Source organism: Paenibacillus yonginensis, assembly GCF_001685395.1.
In the GTDB taxonomy this organism is placed as follows: domain Bacteria; phylum Bacillota; class Bacilli; order Paenibacillales; family Paenibacillaceae; genus Fontibacillus; species Fontibacillus yonginensis.
The window spans coordinates 923,130-943,538 of the sequence record NZ_CP014167.1 but is presented as its reverse complement, the minus strand read 5'-3'; the positions used below and the strand labels follow the sequence as shown (position 1 = coordinate 943,538).

The 20,409-nt window shown below is 49.9% G+C and carries 16 protein-coding genes and 1 pseudogene; 4 read left to right on the top strand and 13 right to left on the bottom strand.

What is annotated here, in order from left to right:
- The first annotated feature begins 137 nt into the window (after positions 1-137).
- Positions 138-1,282, top strand: a protein-coding gene (locus AWM70_RS04325) for an IS3 family transposase (protein ID WP_099093066.1) whose coding sequence is annotated in 2 segments (ribosomal slippage) — positions 138-411 and positions 411-1,282 — 1,146 coding nt in all. Because the reading frame shifts where the segments join, the coding sequence is not laid out codon by codon here.
- Between the two features lie 123 nt (positions 1,283-1,405).
- On the opposite strand, the gene AWM70_RS04320 is transcribed toward AWM70_RS04325, so the two are convergent.
- The gene (locus AWM70_RS04320; RefSeq protein WP_068694502.1) at positions 1,406-1,600 is read right to left on the bottom strand and encodes a YqzE family protein; all 195 of its coding nucleotides are present in this window, start codon (positions 1,598-1,600) and stop codon (positions 1,406-1,408) included.
- Positions 1,601-1,747: 147 nt separating this feature from the next.
- Here AWM70_RS04320 and AWM70_RS04315 point away from each other — a divergent pair, with 147 nt between their 5' ends.
- On the top strand, positions 1,748-2,458 hold the full coding sequence (locus AWM70_RS04315; RefSeq protein WP_068694501.1) for an N-acetylmuramoyl-L-alanine amidase family protein: 711 nt from the start codon (positions 1,748-1,750) through the stop codon (positions 2,456-2,458).
- A gap of 4 nt (positions 2,459-2,462) precedes the next feature.
- Here the strand turns inward: AWM70_RS04315 and AWM70_RS04310 are convergent, their stop codons facing one another.
- From AWM70_RS04310 to zwf, 11 genes and pseudogenes are all read right to left on the bottom strand, one after another.
- Positions 2,463-3,350 (bottom strand): divergent polysaccharide deacetylase family protein, encoded by an 888-nt coding sequence (locus AWM70_RS04310; RefSeq protein ID WP_068694500.1) that lies wholly within the window; start codon positions 3,348-3,350, stop codon positions 2,463-2,465.
- 83 nt (positions 3,351-3,433) lie between these two features.
- A complete protein-coding gene (locus AWM70_RS04305; protein WP_068694499.1) occupies positions 3,434-4,825 on the bottom strand; it encodes an MATE family efflux transporter in 1,392 nt (463 codons plus the stop codon).
- A 179-nt stretch (positions 4,826-5,004) separates the two neighbouring features.
- The gene (locus AWM70_RS04300; RefSeq protein WP_068694498.1) at positions 5,005-6,510 is read right to left on the bottom strand and encodes a copper amine oxidase N-terminal domain-containing protein; all 1,506 of its coding nucleotides are present in this window, start codon (positions 6,508-6,510) and stop codon (positions 5,005-5,007) included.
- An 85-nt stretch (positions 6,511-6,595) separates the two neighbouring features.
- The gene (locus tag AWM70_RS04295) at positions 6,596-8,725 is read right to left on the bottom strand and encodes an acyltransferase family protein (protein ID WP_237167826.1); all 2,130 of its coding nucleotides are present in this window, start codon (positions 8,723-8,725) and stop codon (positions 6,596-6,598) included.
- 278 nt (positions 8,726-9,003) lie between these two features.
- A pseudogene (tnpA, locus tag AWM70_RS04290) lies at positions 9,004-9,369 on the bottom strand (IS200/IS605 family transposase); the annotation flags it as partial.
- A gap of 137 nt (positions 9,370-9,506) precedes the next feature.
- Positions 9,507-10,925 carry a group II intron reverse transcriptase/maturase gene (gene ltrA, locus AWM70_RS04285; RefSeq protein WP_068693838.1) on the bottom strand — a complete coding sequence of 473 codons (1,419 nt, stop codon included), beginning with the start codon at positions 10,923-10,925 and terminating at the stop codon, positions 9,507-9,509.
- Positions 10,926-11,372: 447 nt separating this feature from the next.
- A complete protein-coding gene (locus AWM70_RS04280) occupies positions 11,373-11,714 on the bottom strand; it encodes a nuclear transport factor 2 family protein (protein ID WP_068694496.1) in 342 nt (113 codons plus the stop codon).
- A gap of 23 nt (positions 11,715-11,737) precedes the next feature.
- The gene (locus AWM70_RS04275) at positions 11,738-12,652 is read right to left on the bottom strand and encodes a helix-turn-helix transcriptional regulator (RefSeq protein WP_068694495.1); all 915 of its coding nucleotides are present in this window, start codon (positions 12,650-12,652) and stop codon (positions 11,738-11,740) included.
- Between the two features lie 139 nt (positions 12,653-12,791).
- Positions 12,792-13,535: an SDR family oxidoreductase gene (locus tag AWM70_RS04270; protein ID WP_068694494.1), complete on the bottom strand. Its 744-nt coding sequence runs from the start codon at positions 13,533-13,535 to the stop codon at positions 12,792-12,794.
- A gap of 189 nt (positions 13,536-13,724) precedes the next feature.
- The gene (gene gndA / locus AWM70_RS04265) at positions 13,725-15,143 is read right to left on the bottom strand and encodes an NADP-dependent phosphogluconate dehydrogenase (protein ID WP_068694493.1); all 1,419 of its coding nucleotides are present in this window, start codon (positions 15,141-15,143) and stop codon (positions 13,725-13,727) included.
- A gap of 43 nt (positions 15,144-15,186) precedes the next feature.
- On the bottom strand, positions 15,187-16,719 hold the full coding sequence (gene zwf / locus AWM70_RS04260) for a glucose-6-phosphate dehydrogenase (RefSeq protein WP_068694492.1): 1,533 nt from the start codon (positions 16,717-16,719) through the stop codon (positions 15,187-15,189).
- A gap of 194 nt (positions 16,720-16,913) precedes the next feature.
- Between zwf and AWM70_RS04255 the strand changes: the two genes are divergently transcribed.
- Together AWM70_RS04255 and AWM70_RS04250 are read left to right on the top strand one after the other, a co-directional pair.
- Positions 16,914-17,792 (top strand): LysR family transcriptional regulator, encoded by an 879-nt coding sequence (locus AWM70_RS04255; protein ID WP_068694491.1) that lies wholly within the window; start codon positions 16,914-16,916, stop codon positions 17,790-17,792.
- Between the two features lie 235 nt (positions 17,793-18,027).
- Positions 18,028-18,927, top strand: a complete 900-nt coding sequence (locus AWM70_RS04250) for a polysaccharide deacetylase family protein (protein WP_068694490.1) — start codon at positions 18,028-18,030, stop codon at positions 18,925-18,927.
- A gap of 286 nt (positions 18,928-19,213) precedes the next feature.
- On the opposite strand, the gene AWM70_RS04245 is transcribed toward AWM70_RS04250, so the two are convergent.
- Positions 19,214-20,407 carry a sugar ABC transporter permease gene (locus AWM70_RS04245; RefSeq protein ID WP_083180123.1) on the bottom strand — a complete coding sequence of 398 codons (1,194 nt, stop codon included), beginning with the start codon at positions 20,405-20,407 and terminating at the stop codon, positions 19,214-19,216.
- Positions 20,408-20,409 lie beyond the last annotated feature (2 nt).

Genomic DNA, 20,409 nt, shown 5'->3' with positions numbered 1-20,409 from the left:
GCTTCCCAAATAAAAAGAGCTGTTTCCGGCGGATCGGTCTGGGGGACTGACCCCATAACGTGAGACAAATAAAAACACCTTCAAGAGAATGCAACCATGTCGTAAGATATGGAGACAAGCTTGGAGGTGTTTTTTCGTTGGCAACAAGAGTTAGCTACCCGGTAGAAGTTAAGATGAAAGCCATTGAAATGAGATTGGCAGGGGTTCCGGTTAAAGAGGTCATGGATAAGCTAGGAATTAGGAATGTAACTCAACTTAAAGTATGGATGTCGTGGTACCGTAATGGGGAACTCCACCGGCTTGAGCAGCCTGTCGGTAAGCAGTATAGCTTTGGAAAAGGCCCGGAGCACACCTCAGAGCTCGCACAAGTAAAGGCGGAAAATCGGTTTCTAAGACAACAGCTGGACCTGCTAAAAAAGTACAAGGACTTGGAGAGGAGGTGTCACCCAAGGCCGTAGTGGCCTGGATGGAATCTATTCGAGGAGAAGTGTCTGTAAAGCAAGCTTGTGAACTGCTAGGAATTGCTCGCGCAACATACTATCGCTGGAAAACAATTCTTCTCACCAAGAGGGAAGGTGTGCTTACCGAAAAGATTCGTCAACTTTGCGCCCAACATAAATTCCGTTACGGCTACCGTAAGATTACTGCACTGCTTCAAAAGGAACAATCTATCAATCACAAACGGGTGCAGCGAATCATGCAGCTTGAGGGGTTACAGTGTCAAGTCAGGATGAAGAGACGAAAACCAACAGGACAGCCAACACATGTAGCAGAACATCAATTAAAGCGGCAGTTCCAGGCCGACGCACCGATGCAAAAACTCGTAACGGATATCGCCTATTTGCCGTTTGGTGGAAAATTGTTGTATCTGTCGAGCATTTTGGACTTGTATAACGGGGAGATCGTGGCGTACAGTATAGCAGACAAACAAGATACAGCACTTGTACTAGATACACTGAATCAGCTTCCTCCCACCCATGGTGCGATGCTCCATAGCGATCAGGGCAGCGTCTACACCTCTCTGGCGTATCAGGAAGCTGTAAAGGGAAAAGGCATTATCATGAGCATGTCCCGCAAAGGAACGCCCGCTGATAATGCCCCCATTGAATCGTTTCATTCCACGCTGAAGTCTGAAACGTTCTATCTCGAAGGTTTGACGAGTACAACGACGGCAATCGTTGAAAGGGTCGTTCGAGATTACATTACCTACTATAACTCAATTCGCATTCAAACAAAACTAAACAACCAGTCACCGATTAATTATCGACAACTGGCTGCTTAACTTGTAAGGTGTTTTGATCCCTGTCTCACAAACGGGGGTCAGTCCCCTGGTCCGGGAAACAGCTCTTTAACTATTTATAATCTCCTCAAGCCATTTTCTCATCTAACTTCCCATGTAATCTTCTCAGCGAATGTTTCTCCGTTTCCGTTTGAATACGTCTTGTCCCCACATCGACAAGGAAGCCGGGATCATGCCAAACCATTTAGTGCTCCAGGGTTCTTTAACTTGCTTGCGCACTCTGCGCACTTCCTTTGGCGTTTCCACATAATGAACAACCCTTTCGGTTATATAACGAACCAGCTCGTCTCCTTTAGCCATGTTGAAACCCTCCTTTCCCGATCACTTGAATTCCGCCCCCGCCGTTATTCTTATTGTGTACAAAAAGAAGTCGTTTAAACCGATGCATAAGCAAGCAATAGTTTGTTTACGCTAAAGGCAAATAAATCCTTGTAAAGGGTGGACGGTATGAATAAAGGTTGTAAAAGCAAATGGCTTCCCATTCTGCTTCTGGTGTCGGTTTCTTCTGCACTCTTGCTGCCGCTTCCAGTTCGAGCGGATGACAAGACGGAGGACAACCCCGCGCACCATGCTTTCCCAAAACCAGTCATTCTGATTGATGCCGGGCATGGCGGTATTGACGGCGGGACGTCCCACGGTGACATACTGGAGAAAAATATCAATTTGGAAATCGCCCAGCGCCTGTATATGCTGCTGCGCAGCGAGGGCTACAGAGCTATCCTGAACCGCAGCGGGGATTATGCGCTCAGCGATGAGAACCGCTGGCACGCCAGCCGGTCCCGCCATATGCGAGATCTGGCTCAAAGGGAGCGAATCAGTGAGGAAGTGAAAACTTCAATTGTGGTCAGCCTGCATGTCAATTGGTCCAAAAACAAAGCAAGAAAGGGCCCAATCGTTCTTCATCAGGATGAAGGACGCAGCGCCCTGCTGGCTGCCTGTATTCAGGAGCCCTTAAACGACCTCTATCATAGTTCCCGGAAGTCGGAAGTCGGAAAACCTTTTTATCTGCTGAATCATACCGAGGTCCCTGCCGTTATCGTCGAAACCGGCTTTATCAGCAATGAGGAAGACCGCAGCTTTCTAAACTCTTCCCAGGGAAAAACAAAGGTGGCACAAGCTATTGAGTCGGGGATTGCCCGATACTTCTTCGAATCATAAGCTGTTACGGCCATAATCCGCGCAAAATGGGATTGCCGCTTTGGTTCCGGACAAATTCGCTCAGCGTTACATATTCAACATCCTGCGGCATCTGCTTGATTGAGCCGCGGATGACCCCCGCTGTTTTGGTTCCCGGAACACCAACGTGTCCGATGATGATGCAGCTGTCATGATCTCTCATCCAGTTCATCACCTTGCCCATCTGTTTGCTGATATGCTGCTGATTATATTGGTCGTCCAGAAAAAATTGATTGCCGATGTCCGGCATGCCTTTCTCCTTGCAAAGCTTGCCCACAACCGTTTTGTAATTCGTACGGCTGTCCAGGAAAAATAAACCGCGTTCCCGGCAAACGTCCAGCACAATGGACATGATTCGGGGATCGGCGGTTATTTTGGAGCCCATATGGTTGTTGATGCCTACCGCGTAGGGAACGTTATCAATCGCCTGTTCCACACGGGTCCGGACTTCACTGTCGCTTAAAGAACTCATGATGGCGCCCGGGCCCAGCCATTCCGGCTTCCCGTGATTAGGTTCCATCGGCAGATGCACCAGCACATCAAACCCGCGTTCATGAGCCATTCGAGCATCCCGCTCCGTAGTCCGCATGAAAGGCATAACTGCAACCGTCAATTTGATCGGCATGTTCATGATTTCCTGCGTTCCGTCCATGTCGTTGCCCAGATCGTCAATGACGATGGCCAGCTTCTTGGATGCCTTAGGAGCAGGCACCGCGTGTTCTACCTGCATGCCAGCTGGAAGTCTTACCCGCTCTCCTGCTTCAGCCGCGGCCGCTCCGGCCGGGCCCGGCTGGATGAACAAAGCGGCCCCTAAAGCAGCCAAAACCAGCCAGCCTGCCGTTCGGCTTAATCCTTGTTTTTTCACTGTACCCATCTCAGTCCCCTCCACTCAGCGTTGTCGGTACCTACATTGTTTGACGGTTGAGGGTGGATTAGTACAGGTAAATCAAGCCTAATTTAATCAATCAATTTATGCTGATACCATTTGTTGCCAGCAAAACGACGCATGAAGATGAAGCCGCGGATTCCCCATTCCAGTTCCATGGCCAGCCAAACCCCAAGAATGCCAAGCGGTGAAATCACACCCAGGATATAGCCAAGCACGACACGGAACAGCCACATGGAAAGCATGGAGACGATGGAGGTATATTTGGAGTCTCCGGCCGCACGCAGGGCAGAAGGCGCTATAAAACTGATCGACCATAGCGGGATCTGAATCAGGGAATTAATCAGCATTATAACAAAGATATCATGCACGATTTCCTGCGGCGGGTGAAACATTGAGACAAGCGGATGAAACAGGGACATCACGATCACACCAGTCAGGACAAATGAGAAGGATGACAGCCACACGAAAGATTTCGTGAACTTTCTGGCGTCATCAATGTTTTTACTGCCGATGCATTGCCCCACAACCGTAATAACAGTAAGAGACAAGGCGTTGGCCGGAATCTGCACCACATTCGCCAAGGTTCCGCAAATCGCATTGGTTGCAATGGCGTTGGTGCCCAAGCTGACAATAAAGATTTGGGTCAGGATTTTTCCGCCGTTAAAAAACATCTGTTCAGCCGCGAACGGCAGACCTATAAACATAATCTTTTTAAACATGGACCAGTTGACCCGGATCATATCCATAATCCGCACCTGCAGATTGGTATCCACTCTGACCAGATAAAGAATGGCGCAGGCTGCAGCCAAATAACGGGACACATTCATAGCGACTGACAGGCCTGTTACGCCCATATGCAGGAAATTAATAAAGACAATATTCAAAAGTACATAAGACAAATTCATGATCAGCGACAAAAAAAGGGACGCACGGCTTCTGCCGATCCCCCGCAGCGCACCGCAGACCGCCTCCACAATCCCGATGCCGAGATACGAAGCGCTGCTGCCGATTAAATAAATCCTGGCGTTATCAAAGACCTCCTGTTCGGCCGAACCAAAGAGCAAATTCAGAGCAGGCATATGGAATACGCCCAGCAAGACACCAATTCCCAGCGACAGAACAGCCACGGAGGAAATGGTTCCAGCCGTAGATTTGGAGACCATGTTCGGGTTGTTGCTGCCCTTATATTGGGCGACAACCACCGTTCCGCCGGTAGCCACGGCAACAAATACGCTGATCAGAAAGATGTTCAGGGAATCCACCATGTTTACCGCGCTGACAGCGGCAACTCCCGACGAACTGATCATGGCTGTATTAATCAAATTAAGACCAACTATAAAGGCTTGATCCACAAGCAGCGGAATGAAAAGGGCAATCATCTGCGGATAGCTGATCGACTTGCCGGAGAAATATTTCGTTAACAATGCAGCAGGTTTCAGCTTCACGAGAGCCTGGGACATGAAATCACATCTTTTGCTATTTAGATTTGCCGGAACGATTCCGACTGACTTCCCGACCTTAACATTCAGGTTTCATTATGCTCCTATAGCCGCGGCTGGTCAATACAAAAACGGCACACTCCCTGCAGAGCTTCCTGGACAGGGGTGTGCCGTTTTTCGTTTGTTTATTTATTCGGTGCTTAGTTACGAACGACGTGGAGGGAGCCTTCGTTATCCCATTCAACACGCGCTTGGAGTCCCTCTGCCAATACACGCAGCGGTGCGTAAGCCCGGCCGTAAGCATCGACAAATACCGGCTGCGGGAGGCTCACATTGTTTCCGTTGACAACGGCAGTTGCGGCCCCCGGCTTAAAGATCAACTGACCTCCGTCAAGATCTTCAGTAACCACTATGCTGCCGTCCTTGACCTGAACCGTTGCGTCCAGATCTTCTGCCAGATAACGAAGCGGAATCATGGTTGTATTTTGTTTGACGATGATATCATCATATTCCGGATCGATCGGGATCAGCCTTTTCGTAAGTCCCAATTCATTTCTGAACAGCTTGTAAATTTCCGATTGAGCGTCCAGATTTCGGAGAATCGTCCCCGGAGTCACCGAGTCACCCGACAGGTCAACACCGTTATCCGTGTTTAACAAATCCGCCTGAATGGTTTCATTTACATTCCACTGCTCACTGGACACCTTATAACTAAAGCTCTTGAAAGGCACCTCGCCCGATTGCGGCAGGTTCACCTTCAGCTCCAGGTCCTGTTTGCGGAGCTTGTAGCTGTTGTCTACATAAATATCCGTTGTTAATTTCGTATCTTTGCTGAGGACAGCTGCAGCCTCCGGCTGTTCTTTAAACATTTGATTGACCGTTTCGTCATAGCTCAGCACAACAAGATCAAGCGCCTTTTGAAGTTTAGTGAAGGTTTCGGCTATGACAGCGTCACGATCATCCAGCGAAACATTGCCAAGTCCGCTATCCAGATTCTGAAGATTGGTGAGACCTTCTTCTTTCAGAACCGGCAGCAGGTTATCATAAAGGCCGCCGATCAGCGTTTTGAGGCCTTCCTGGTCATTGGAAAGTGCTTCAAGGAAGGTCTTAAGCAGCCCTGTCAGCTCATCACCAGAAACCTCGGCATGAAGTTTGGTCAAGCTTAGCTGCTCCCCATGAATGGTTTCGTTCACCTTGGACACACCGATCACGGATGGATTCGGCAGGTGTTTGATGACAAAAGACTGAATCTGTTTGGCTAATTCCTGCGATTTCTCAGGGTTCAGCCCGCTAAAGCCCGTATTCGCCATTTCATCTGTCAAAGGAAGATAGAACGGTTCTTTTGCTCCCTCCAGCTGTACAGCCAGGGCATCTTCATTCAAAGAAATCTTGAATGGAATACGGAATTTGCTGCTGTCCAGTTCTCCTGTCGCGGACAGCTTAGAAGCATTCTGGATTTTGACATTGTCTAATTTGAGGGACAAAGAATTAATAAGTTCAATACACTCTTGATCTTCTTTCGTTGCTGAGCTGTTTGGCTCGAAATGCAGCGAAAGGTTCAAATTAGACTCGGCAGACTTGACCTCCGCATTGCCAAGGAGCATCTTGTCTACGTCAAACCCGCCGACCGGCTGACAGCCCGCCAGCACCAGCAGCAAAGCTGCTGCAGGAAGCAGCCATTTTAAACTCGATTTCCATTTCCTCATTTCCTACAAACCCCTCCTTTACTCTACTAAAATCTTATTATCCCATCTCTCTAACTATTTGTAAAATCTCCCTCTCCTACCAATTCTATTTGTCTGATAGAGCTTGGTTTAACAGCAGGGTATAAGCAGCCGCCCCTTCAGGCTTTAAATGGACACCGTCCTGTTCAAAATAAGAGGTTTGGCCACCGCTCGCCTGATACCAATCAACGATTTGTATCCGGTCATCGGTCGACGAAATTTTATCAAGCGCTTGATTCACAGCCGATTCCCACGGTCTCGGCACACGTGTATTCACCAGCAAAATCCGCTTGGCATCTTTTAATGCGGCAAGAACCTTCTTCATCTGTTTGTTTGAAAAAGCTCCGTTTGTGCCGAGCTCCAGAACGACCGTCTCCCTTAGTCGTCCTTCTTCGGCTAACCGCTGCAAAACCGCCGGCACATCCGCCATCTGGCGACCGATTTTGCCGTCTATAACGGCGTCCGGATACATTTTCTGCAGATCGCCCTCAATATCCAGCATAACGGAATCCCCGATGGCCGTGATGTCACCGCCGGTGCCATGAGGGTTCTCTTTAGAAGGCTTCCCATTGGATGGTTTAGCCGAATCATCCGGCTGGTTCGCCGATTGTGGAGCCTGCAGCTGATCGGAAGTATCTTCTTGCGGACGGCCTGCTTCCGATGAGTGTTCTTCCGACGATTGTACTGCCGATGAGTTCTCAGCGGTTTGGGACCCTTCCGGTGAGTGTCCGTCAACGGTTGGAGGCAAAGCTGTCTCCGTGCCCGCTCCTTCGCCGCCCGTAGTTTGTTGGCTGGTTGGGACGGTTGGGCCAGTTTCGGACGGGGCTTTTCCCTCATGACTGCCGGTCTGCTCGGGTTTATTCTGAAACACCGGCAGCACCGTTGTCGAGGAGCCAGACTTCCCGGATGCATCCGTTGATCCCAATAAGGTCGGGGGCAAATATAAATGGATGAAGCTGAATAAAACCAGAAACAGGATAAATAAAAGTGAAGCTGCCGGCAGCCGCTTCCATCTCCCCCAAACGTTCATTGTGGTGGAAAGGCCCGCAAGCCAGCCTCGAAATCCGGATTGCCGAATCGGGTCCTCTACCCATCGGTAAGACGCCGCGGCGAGCAGGAAAGTTGCCAGCAGCTGCAGAAACAATCTAAGCCAATGACTGCCTCCGCTGTCCAGCTGCGGAGTGGTCAGCATCATGACCGGGTAATGCCAGAGATATAAGCCGTAAGCCCGTCTGCCCACCCACACCAGAGGTCTGGCCGAGAACCAGCCGCCAATCCGGCTTCCCGGATGTGCTAAAACGGCAATCAAAACGGCACTTACAAACGCAATTCCAAACAAACCGCCTCGATAAAGAAAATCATCATAGGGATCCGAGTTATATGTCCAAAACCCAAGCAGCACCAAACTAATCATACCGGCTGAATCCAGCAGAAGACTGGCCCGCCGGGAAACCTGCAGTTTTAACTTCCCGCTTGGCCAGACCAGCGCCAAAGCTGCGCCGATTAACAGCGCAAATCCGCGTGTATCCGTACCGTAATAGACACGGCTCGGATCGGTTCCCTGCTCATACAAGAACGCCATCAGCGCGGCCGACACGGCAGCGAGCCCCAGTACCCATCCTGCAAGCGAGATCCGGCTTCGAATCCACTTGAGCCCGGCAGCAAGCATAATCGGCCAAACGATATAGAACTGTTCTTCCACCGCAAGAGACCATAGATGTCCTAATGGGGAAGGAGGACCAAAGGATTCAAAATAGGAGACTTTATGAAAGATAAACCACCAGTTGCTTATGTAAAGGAGAGCAGCAGGCACATCGCCGCGAAGCTCTGGTAACGGAGAGGAAGCCCCAAGCCAGGCCCCTGCCACTACAGCTGACACTACGATCAGCATAGCAGGCAGAAGCCTCCTTGCGCGCCGGATCCAGAACTCTTTGAGCGATAAACGGAGAGTGCCGCCGCCATCCTCCGCTGCCTTGCCGTTTGCCAGAATATCCGTAATTAAATAACCGGACAAAGTAAAAAATACCGCTACCCCAAGAAATCCTCCGGGAAGCCATTCCTGCCGGAGATGATAAATCAAGACGGCCAATATGGCCAGCGCCCTTAATCCATCAAGTCCTGTCATATACCGCCGCTTTGGCAGCAGGAAACGATCGGAGCTCACATCCTGCGCTTTAAAATCTTCTGTCCTCTTCAATGCCCTCGATCCTTTCACCTTTTTTATCCGTGAGTTCATTATATAAAAGCTTTCTTGGGCATCGATCTCAATAAAGTTAAAAAGGAATGACAAGATTTTTATAAGAAGGACAAAGGAGGTAAATCCGCGCTTGACCGGAGCGTTCAAAGTCATAACCACCGGCTTAGCCGGTGGCTTCCATCAACCCTATAAGGGCATGATTGCTAGCAAGTGCCTAAAAGGCGTACTGAAAGTCTGCCAACCGCGAGCGGTCTCGGGCATACCCCTAAAGGGGCTTTTTACTTGCCCTTTCCTACCGACTCACCCGTAAACGGGTCGAACAGTTCTTTCATTGTGAGTTGTTCGTAGTTCTTATCTTCCGTTAGCTGATTCCGGATGTATTCGGCGATCACTTTCCTGTTACGTTCTGCCGTATCCACAAAATATCCTCTACACCAAAACTGTCGATTGCCGTAGCGATACTTCAAATTGGCAAATTTATCGAAGATCATATGCGGACTTTTCCCCTTTAAGTATCCCATAAATTCCGACACACTTAATTTTGGAGGGATGCTCACCAACATGTGAATATGATCCGGGCACGCCTCTGCTTCGTGAATCTCCACACCTTTTCGCTCACATAGCTCTCGAATGATTTTCCCAATTTTACTCATAGCTATAAGCTTTCCTGAACCCCTAGTCCAACTAGGGGGTTTCTTCGAATCGGGTAGGAGGCTACCCATTAATTGGGCAGCCGACCTCCCACACCACCGTACGTACCGTTCGGTATACGGCGGTTCCATTAGGAATGCGCAGTAACTTGTCGATAATAATCAGAAAAGAAAAGGAATCCGAGGTTCTTCAGCCTATTGTTACCGAGGGACTTCGAGAGGATTGGGCTATTGGAGATTCTCCAATAGCCCTTTCTTGTGTTTGCGTATTCCCACGCCTTCTGTTCATGAATTCCGAGCGATATAAGCCTTTCGAGTTTCGTCCTCACTCGTTTCCATTGCTTCCAGAAGACCATTCGGATACGCCTTCTCATCCATTTATCAGTGGTTTGGAGTAGTTGTTTCATGTCAGCAAGCTTGAAATAATTTACCCATCCCATGATGTAACGCCTAAGCTTCAGCGCCCGGTCGGTGTTGCCCATTCCGTTGCTTCTCGACGTTAGCTCTTTCACTTTAGCTTTCATCTTGGATACGGATTTGGGATGGATTCTGACCCGCGTTTCCCCTTTGCTCTGGTAGAATGAGAAGCCAAGAAATTTAACTTTTGTCGCATCGTCCACAATCGTTTTCTCCCGGTTTACCTTGAGAAACAACTTCTTCTCGATGTAAGGGAGAATTTTCGTCAGGGTACGCTCCGCACTCCTCCTGCTCCGGCAGAATATGAGCATATCGTCTGCGTATCGCACGAATCGATGTCCTCTTGCTTCCAGTTCCTTGTCCAATTCATTCAGCATGATATTGCTGAGAATCGGACTTAGGTTCCCTCCCTGCGGTACGCCGATTTCCGTGTCCTCAAACTTATGCTTCACGACGACTCCCGCCCGGAGATACTTATGGATGAGCGAGATCACTCGTCCGTCTTTGATCGTTCTTGAAAGCACCTCGATAAGCTTGCTTTGGTTGACGGTGTCAAAGTATTTCTCCAAGTCCATATCCACCACGTAACGATATCCCTCTTGCACGTATTGTTGGCTTCGTTTCATCGCGTGGTGTGCGCTCCGTTTGGGTCGGAATCCGTAGCTGTTGTCTGAAAACTGCCTCTCATAAATTGGCGTAAGCACTTGGGCGATTGCCTGCTGGATGACTCGGTCAACCACTGTTGGGATGCCAAGGTTTCTCTTCTTTCCGTTCTCTTTGGGAATCTCTACCCTTCGAACGGGATTCGGGCGGTACTTGCCGCCCAAGATCAGTTGCTTGATGGTCTCGCCGTTGTCTCTGAGATATTGTAGAAGTTCATCTACTCCCATCCCGTCGATTCCGTGCGATCCCTTGTTCGCTTTGACTCTCTTGAATGCTTCGTTCAAGTTGTCCCTGCTAACGATTTTCTCAAGCAACCGGTCCTTCGACTCGGTTGCGTTGGTGTCGTCGGTTTCGGTTATCCTCGCAGGACTGTGCACTCCCGCATATCCTTCGTGTTCCGCACTATTCTTTTGCAAAGAGTCTTCCGTTAGAAGTTGGCTGCCCTTGGCTCCTGTTTCGGTAACTTTCATTGACTTCACCTCCTAAGGTTCAGCCCTTCCCTCGAACCGTCGACTGTTCGCGGTACTATGGCGTCTGCTGACTTCTCATGATAAATCTTGTTTCAACCGTGATTCGAAGTGCATCTCCTCACGTCCATGAGACCTCCCACGGTAAGACGATTCACTTTCCTTCCATATACCCACATCATTTACATTGGTACGTCCGTGTAGTTAATTGGACTTCGTCTTGTTTAGCAGACTCATCCCGTATCCTATGCCTGATGATGTTCGTGTTCCTTGGGCCGGAAGTTTGCCTCCAGCTTCCTTTGGATTCCACCTCGCGGTGGACACCCTTGCTCTTGGCTAGTGGTTGGTAACTACAAACCCCCACAGTGGACTTTCACCACCTAGTTAATCGCCATGCGTGGCACACTAACAAAACGAGCTGGCAGATACCAGCTCGTTTGCTCCCGTATTCTATTCCAGATCGGCCGTCAGTTTAATAATCTTTCCTCCCGCTAATTCAAACCGGTATAATCCCCTGATCTCTCCTCCGGCGAAATTTCCTTTAAACATGACTTTCATGTCCACTGTATGGCCGTTGATCGTATATTCAAGAATCTCGGTATTCGTCGAGGTTTTTACGAAATAGGTGACAAAATAATCTTTAATCTCTTCTTTGCCAGCCAAATCCCGGCCGATAGATTCTTCTATTAGAACGGCATGTTCCGAAAAGGTATCAATGTAATGTTGGATATGATGGGCATTGGAGGCGTCAATGTAGCTTTGCACGGCCTCCGGCAGCGTTTCTGTCTTCAAAATTAATCCCTCCGTTTGTATCTTTATGGATTCGAAGCCCATTTCCTTTTTAATTCATCCAGCCGGCTTAAGAGTCTGGATCTCAGGGATTCGGGATGGATCTCCTCAAGAAGCGTTCCATAAGAAAGCAGGTAACTTTCGAGCCAGTCGTTGACCGGGAAATAGGTTCGTATCGTATAAGAACCGTCTTCATTTTTCGTAATGACGTCATCCGGAAATTCATCATAGATGCGGTAAGCTCCGCGGGCGGAGATTCGCAGGGTTACAGCCGTCATATCGCTTCCAACCTGTTCCTCGATATGTTCGACGGCCGATATTCCTGCCCTGGGTTCAGACGTCTGATCCGTAACGACGATGTCCCTCATCCGGCTGATTTTAAACAGGCGAAAATCTTCGCTCGTCAAGCAATAACCTGACAAATACCAGGCGTTCGATTTAAAAATCAGCTGAAAGGCTTCCACTTTCCTGGAGCTTTCTTTACCGGCGGAATTATAATAGCGGAACCTGATCACACGGTTCTCGGCAATCGCATCACGAAGCCGCTCGAACATCTGGCGCCGGTCATCTTCACTCCCCCAAGGAGTGAAGTCCACCTCAAGCCAGCTATGATTTTTTCTCCAAAACAGCCCTGCCAGCTTCTCCAGCACTTCCTCTGTACCAGAGAGCGGCATAAGCTTTAAGGTCTGCAAACCCATTAAAATATCATTTTGTTCACGGCTGGACAGCAAGGAAGCTTGAAAAGCGTAGCCTTCCATCAACGAAATCCCGCCGCCTTTTCCTTTACTGCTGTATATCGGAATACCGGCCGCGCTGAGCAGATCAATGTCTCTGTAGATCGTTCTCGTAGAAACCTCAAGACGTTCGGCGAGTTCAGCGGCGGTGGCCGTCTTTTTCTGAAGAAGAATATATATAATCTCAAAATGTCGGCTGATCGGCAATTCGGTTCACCTCATTATGAGTATAGACCATAAACTTCAAGCCATGCACCTTGCCGCCCTCATGCCGGAACCTTAGCTATCCTCTCTATCCTCTCAAACTTATCCATCCAGCTTCGGTAATTCGCCGCTGCATAATCCGTTAAGTGGGCTGAACCGTAGGCCGGATGATGATTTCATTCACGCTTGCATCCTGCGGTTCGTTAATGGCAAAAGCGATTGCTCTGGCAATGCTGTCAGGGGAAATGGCCACTTTGTTCATCTCTGCTACCCAGCTTTTGATCTCGGGACTACTGATCGATTCTGCCAATTCTGTGTTTGTCACCCCTGGAGAAATAAGGGTGGTACGAATGCCTGAAGCAGGAGATTCCTCCTGTCTTAAGCCTTCAGTTGTTGCCCGGACTGCAAATTTAGTGCCCGAGTAAACGGCAGCCGTCGGATCGACCCGATAACCGGAGATGGACGACAGGTTCACAACATGTCCTGATTTCTGCTCCCTCATAACCGGCAGCACGGCAGCGATTCCGTACAATACGCCTTTAATGTTCACGTCAATCATCTTGTCCCATTCTTCGATCTTAAGTTCGCTCAGTGAAGACAAGGGCATGATGCCTGCGTTATTCACCAATACGTCAACACGTCCATATTGGGCAATTGCGAACTGAACCAGCTTGTTCATCTCTTCTGCTGACGAAACGTTGGTCTTTAGATAAGCAGCGATTCCGCCCTTTGTGTTAATTTCATTTGCAAGCTCTAGCAGCCGCTCTTCCCGTCTGGCGGCAAGCACCACTTTTGCCCCGTATTGGGCCAGTAATGAGGCAGTGGCTTTTCCAATCCCGCTGGAGGCTCCTGTAATGATAACGACTTTGTTCTGTACATGTTCCATTGTCATTCTCCTTGTAATAAGTTTGGCTTACGGGATTAATATAGCAGCCTTAATAGGACACAAGCTGTCATATTAAGATTGATTCGAAAAAATAAAAAAGGCTCCTGAAACGGCGGAAAGCCATTCAGAAGCCTTGTTGAGTAACGCATTTCAAGCGGAATATACGGCTTGTTCGTTATTTGTCATTCTTTATTCGTTATTTTGCATCCATTGAAAATGGAAGCTGCCCGGCTGGTCTACCCGTTCAAACGTATGAGCGCCGAAATAGTCTCTTTGCGCCTGCAGCAGGTTGGCTGGCAGCCGTTCCGTCCGGTAGCTGTCATAATAAGCCAGTGCCGAAGAGAAAGCCGGAACCGGAATGCCCCGGGTTACGGCAACGGCCACGACTTTACGCCAGGCCTCCTGATAGTTCTCGATCACGCCACCGAAATATTCGTCCAGGAACAGGTTGTTAAGCGCCGGATCACGGTCATAAGCGTCTTTGATGTTCTGCAGGAAACGGGCGCGAATGATACAGCCGCCGCGGAAAATCATCGCAATGTTGCCGTAATTCAAGCCCCAGCCATAGTGCTCGGAAGCGGCCTTCATCTGAGCAAAACCTTGTGCATAGGAGGCAATTTTACTTGCATAAAGAGCCTTGCGCACCGCTTCGATAAATTCCGCGCGGTCTCCTTCATATGCCTTCGCTGCCGGACCGTTCAGCTTCTTGCTGGCGGCCACACGTTCCTCTTTCATGGCCGAAATAAAGCGGGCGAAGACGGACTCCGTAATAATGGAGAGCGGAACGCCGAGATCCAGAGCGCTTTCACTGGTCCATTTGCCCGTTCCTTTCTGGCCGGCGGAATCCAGAATCATGTCGACCATCGGTTTGCCGGTGGATGGATCCTGTTTGGAGAAAATGTCTGCCGTAATCTCGATCAGATAGCTGTCGAGCTCGCCGTTGTTCCATTCGCTGAAAATGCTGTGCAGTTCATCGGTACTTACGTTCAGCACATCTCTCAGCAAATGGTACGCTTCTCCGATCAGCTGCATGTCGCCGTATTCGATGCCGTTATGCACCATCTTCACATAATGTCCGGCTCCGCCCTCTCCGATATAAGTCGAGCAAGGATCTCCATTTACTTTAGCGGAAATAGCCGTCAGGATAGGCTCAACCAGCTCATACGCATCACGCTGGCCGCCAGGCATAATAGCCGGTCCTTTAAGCGCTCCTTCTTCACCGCCGGATACGCCGGCCCCGATGAAACGGATGCCTTGGGCTTCCAGCTCCTGATTTCGGCGTTGTGTATCCGGGAAATGCGCATTGCCGCCGTCGATCAGAATGTCGCCTTTGCTCAAGAATGGAACCAGCTGATTGATCGTGTCATCCGTCGGTGCGCCCGCTTTGACCATGATCAGGATTTTGCGCGGCGTTTCCAGGGACTGCACAAATTCTTCAATACTGTAGGTACCGACAAAGTTTCTGCCTGGTGCTTCGGCCAGCAGTTCTTTCGTTTTCTCCGGGGAACGATTGTACAAGGCTACCGAAAAACCTTTGCTTTCAATATTCAAGGCCAGATTTTTGCCCATAACGGCCAGGCCAACTACTCCGATTTGCTGTTTGTTCACTTCTCTAATCCTCCAATGTTATTAGTCGATATATGATTAATGTTTATTGATTGACGCTTTGTGCATACTCCCGGGCTTGAACGGGTTCCTCTTCGGCAAACTCCGGTTCTTCCGCGTCCAGCCACCAGCGGTTGCCGTCCTGAGCCAGCAGCTCATGAGCCTGCCGGGGCCCGCTGGAACCGGCCGGATAAGCATAAAGAGGGATCAGATTCTCTTCAAAGGCCTCCAAAATAGGCTGTACCCATTTCCAGGACAGCTCCACCTCGTCCCAATGCGCAAAATAAGTGGAATCCCCATTCAAAGCATCATGAATCAGGTTCTCATACGCTTCCGGAAGACCGGTTTGACCGGCCAAAAGCTCCACTTCCACCGGCTTTAGCCCTCCTTTATGGGCAAGATCCATCATATTAAGCTGCATTGTGATCCGCTCTTTCGGGCCCAATTCAATGATCAGCAGGTTGGGTTTCGCCTTGTCGTTCTGTTCGCCTGCGGGCTGGGCCAGCGGCTCTTTGAACTCAATAACAATCCGAGTGGCTTTCTCTCCCATACGTTTGCCGGTGCGAATATAGAACGGCACCCCGCGCCAGAAGAAATCGTTGATCAGCATCCGCACAGCCACAAACGTTTCATTGGTGGAACCTGCCGGAATGCCGGGTTCGGCTTTGTAGCCGGGAACCGGGAGCCCCCGCTGGCTGCCGGCGGCATATTGGCCACGGACCACATGCTGGCTTACGTCCTGCTTGCGGAGCGGATCAAGAGCTTCCATGGCCAGCTTTTTCTTCAGGCTGACTTGATCCGGCGTGCTTTTTCCGGACAGCTGGGTGGCGGTCATCATGAGCAGCTGGAGCATATGGTTTTGGACCATATCCCGCAGTGCGCCTACGTGATCGTAATATCCGGCTCTTTCCTCTACGCCGACAGTTTCGCTTGCCGTAATCTGCACATTGGAGATGTATTGCTTCTTAAGCAGCCCCTGAATGGCCGGATTGGCTTGCCACAGTGCCTCCAGTCCCTGAACCATCGGTTTGCCGAGATAATGGTCAATGCGGTAAATTTCTTCTTCTTTAAAGAAATGGCTTAAATATTGATTTAATTCTCTTGCCGACTGCAAGTCATGACCAAACGGTTTCTCAATGACCAGCCGTTTCCAGCCTTTGGCGGAACCAAGTCCGCTCTGATGAATATTGGCGGCAATCGTTTCAAAATATTCCGGGCCTACCGACAGGTAGAACAAGCGGTTTGGCGGCAGCTGCAAAGCTTGTTCCCGCTCTTCCACCAGCGACAGAAGCTTTGAATAATCCTCCATGCGGTCAATGTTCAAGACGCTGTAGCGGAATGCCTGCAGAAAAGCTTCCAGGTTGGCGCCTTCCTTGACTCCGCTTCTGGAGAATTCACGAAGCGATTGCTCGACCTGCTGGCGGAACTTCACGTCGCTCCATTCTCTTCTCCCGAGACCTACCAGGGAAAAGGTGTTCGGCAGCTTATGTTCAAGGTATAAATTATAAAGGGCCGGATAAATTTTTCTTTTGGCGAGATCGCCGGTTGCTCCAAATAAAACAAGGGTTACGGGTTCCATCTTCTTACTCCTTTCAATATCGGCAGAGCTTGGTTGGACACTCCTACGGTGACTGTATATACATTGATGAGCTCGGAGTATGCTTGGATAAATTTCTCCATGAGGCTCTGGTTTCTTGTTTGTAGCTCCACTATAATACTTTTAGATGCCATATAAGTAATTAATATATTTCACAGGAGATATAGATCGTGTCTATGACTAACAATTATGAGTTATACAAGGTGTTTTATTGGGCCGCCAAGACAGGCAGTCTCACACAAGCAGCCAAAGCGTTGTTTCTGACCCAGCCAAGCGTCAGCCATGCCATCAAACAGCTGGAGGACAGCTTTGGAATCCCCTTGTTCCACCGGAACGCCAAAGGCGTTATCCTCACCCAGGAGGGCTCCATGCTCTACTCTTATATCGAGCAGTCTCAAATCCTGATTTCATTGGCGGAAGAGAAAATGGCAGCTCTAAAAAATCTGGAAAGCGGAGAGCTGCGGATCGGCGGCAGCGATTCGCTGTTCAAACATTATTTGCTGCCATATCTGGAGAACTTTCACCGCATGTACCCGAATGTGAAGCTGCATTTAAACCATGGCACCACCCCGGAGATCATTTCGGTGCTGAAGGAAGGCAAAATTGATTTCGGCGTCGTGCGGATGCCAATTGTTGATCCGCAGCTTGAGGTCAAAGAAAGCTTCCAGCTGAACGATTGTTTTGTCGCAGGGGAGCAATATGCCGAGCTGAAGGACAAAGTGCTCAGCATTGATGAGCTGCTGCAGTACCCGATTATTCTGTTCTCCCGCAACAGCCGGGTTCGAATGGCCATTACTGAACTCTTTGAAAGGTACGGCTACAGCATTAAACCGGAAATCGAGGTCGGCAGCGTTGACCTGCTGATTGAATTTGCCCGCAGAGGACTGGGCATTTCTTATGTCACCCGGGAGTTTATCGCCAGAGAACTGGCGGAAGGTTCGCTGTTCGAGGTCAAGCTCGATGTGGAAATGCCGCCTTCCCAGGTCGGGATCATGATCAAACACAGCCTCCCGCTTTCCAATGCGGCAGCCAAATTTATAGAACTGATCTCTTGATCACAGCTCCCCCAAAAAAACACCTTCAAGTCGTCCGCCGCTGCTTTCTTTCGAAACGGCGCGTTTCTTGAAGGTGTTTTGTCTTACTGAAATCCTGATACATGAAAGCTTGAGCATCAGCCAGGGCGGCTGGCTTCAGAAATGGGGTATAGGCTGGGATACCACTTAAAGGTTATGTCCCTGCGGAAAAGTCCATAAATATATCAAGAGAAATCCACTTAAGGAGCCATTCCAGATGAAAACCTCCGAACTGTTAGGCTTTAACCCAACCGACCGTCTGTTATTGATCAATGCCGACGATTTCGGCATGTGTCAGGCCACAAATGCCGGGATTGCCAGTTTATTGCGAAGCGGTTTGCCAGTCTCAACCAGTGTAATGATGACCTGCCCGTGGGCGCTTGACGCTTCCAGACTTGGCAGACAGCTTGCCCATAGCGATGTTGGCGTTCATTTAACCCTAACCAGTGAATGGGAAACGTACAAATGGGGACCGCTCAACGATATCTGCCGGTCTGCATCCCTGCGGGGCGAAGACGGGTTCTTCCCTTCTGACTGTCCAACCTTTGAAGCTCAAGCCGACCCGGAAGAAGTAAAAGCCGAAATCAACGCACAGATCACAAAAGCTTTGGCCTGGGGCATTGCCCCTACTCATTTGGATAACCACATGGGCAGCTTGTTTGGCCTGGCCACCGGCCGCAATTTTGTTCAAATCCTGATAGAGGCCGCAGCGAAACATGGACTCCCGCTGCGTCTGCCCAGATCTGCCGCCGCAGCTTTCACCGACCCGGCTTTGGCCGAACTGGCTGAAAGCAGCGTCCAATTTGCCGATCATCACGGTGTACTGATCCCGGACGATCTGCTTAATTGGCCTTATGCTCCGGAAACCGCCTCCTATGCGGAAGCCAAGACCAGGCTGTTCGCCGCGCTCGAACAAATGTCTGCCGGCATCTCGGAGCTGATCATGCACCCTTCCGCCGTTAATGACGAGCTTAAAGCGATTACGCCGCATTGGCGCTGGCGCGGTATCGAGATGGGCTTATTAACGGATCCCCAAACCTGGGACAAAATCAAAGCGGAGGGCATCCGGGTGATCCGCTGGTCCGACTTGCAGGCTGTCCAGCGGAGGCTGGCCTAGGTCCGAGTCATTCTGGCCGTTTAGAGCCATTCGCGGCTATTAAGGCCGTTCGCGGCTAATACGGATATTCTCGGCTATTCACACTGTTCGTGTGGGTTCGCATCGAAAGCCTAGAGCGAATTTAACCGTGAGCGGCTTCTTTTTTAGACCGGCAGAGGGTTGTATCCTTCCTTACTTCTCTCACCGCAGCGGCTCGTTTCGCGCAGAAGAACAGCAAAAACGGCATCTGAAGAGAATCCTCTCCTCAGATGCCGTCTTATCCTTTACTATAACAAGCAACTTGCAATTATCTTACGCCCTTGCGGCGGTTCGAAATGTCGAGCCATACGGCGAAGACGAGAATTGAACCTTTCACCACGTACTGCCAGAACGATTCCATTCCCATCAAAGACATCCCGTTATCCAGCGAAGTCATCACCAAAGCGCCGATCAGCGCACCGATAACGGTACCCGCGCCGCCCATCAATGAAGTTCCGCCGATTACACAAGCGGCGATCGCATCCATTTCGGCCATGTTCCCGGCCGTAATCGTCGCGGACGCGAGACGGGAAGTCAGGACAATCGACGCGATGGAAGCCAGCAGGCCGCTGAGCATAAAGATCATCATCGTTTTGAACCGGATATTGATGCCGGACAAACGGGCCGCTTCCGGGTTGCCGCCCAAAGCGTAAATATGGCGCCCGAATGTGGTTTTGGTGGACAGGAAGAAAAAGATGATCGCAAGCACGATCACAAAAATGATCGGGAAAGGAATTCCTTTATAGGCGTTCATCACCAGTACGAACGTAATCACCAGCAGGGACAATACGACAACTTTGATAATATCCACACTGATCGGGGACACTTCAAACCCGTATTTCTGCCGAGAACGGCGTTTGCGGAAGGTGGACCACAAAATAAAAGCCACGGCGATCAGGCCAAGAATGATGCCAAAGCCGGAGGCAAAATACGCGTTGCCCAGCATTTCGATAAAAGAATCCGATACCGGAATCGTCGTGGATTTGGTAACGCCCATCAAAATACCGCGGAAGACGAGCATGCCGCCCAGGGTGACGATAAAGGCCGGAATCATTTTATATGCAACAAGCCAGCCTTGGACTAGTCCAAGCACCAGACCGGCTGCCAATGTGACAAGAATAACAAGGTACGCCGGCAGCTCCAGCCAGTTGCTGAAAATCGCGGCAATCCCGCCCGTCAAACCAACGATGGAGCCTACCGAAAGGTCGATATGCCCCGCCACGATCACTAGCACCATTCCGATAGCCAAAATGGAGGTCACGGACATCTGTGTAAACAGGTTGGACAAGTTCCGTGAAGTCAAAAACGTAGGATCCAGAATGCCGAAAAGCGCCCAAATCAGGATAAGCGCACCGACCATAGTATAAGCGCGCACGTCCATTTTCCCGAACAGGCTGCTCCAGAGCGACGTTTTGGCTGCCGGGACATTTTGCTGTGTTTGAAGATCCTTTTGAAGCATCATGT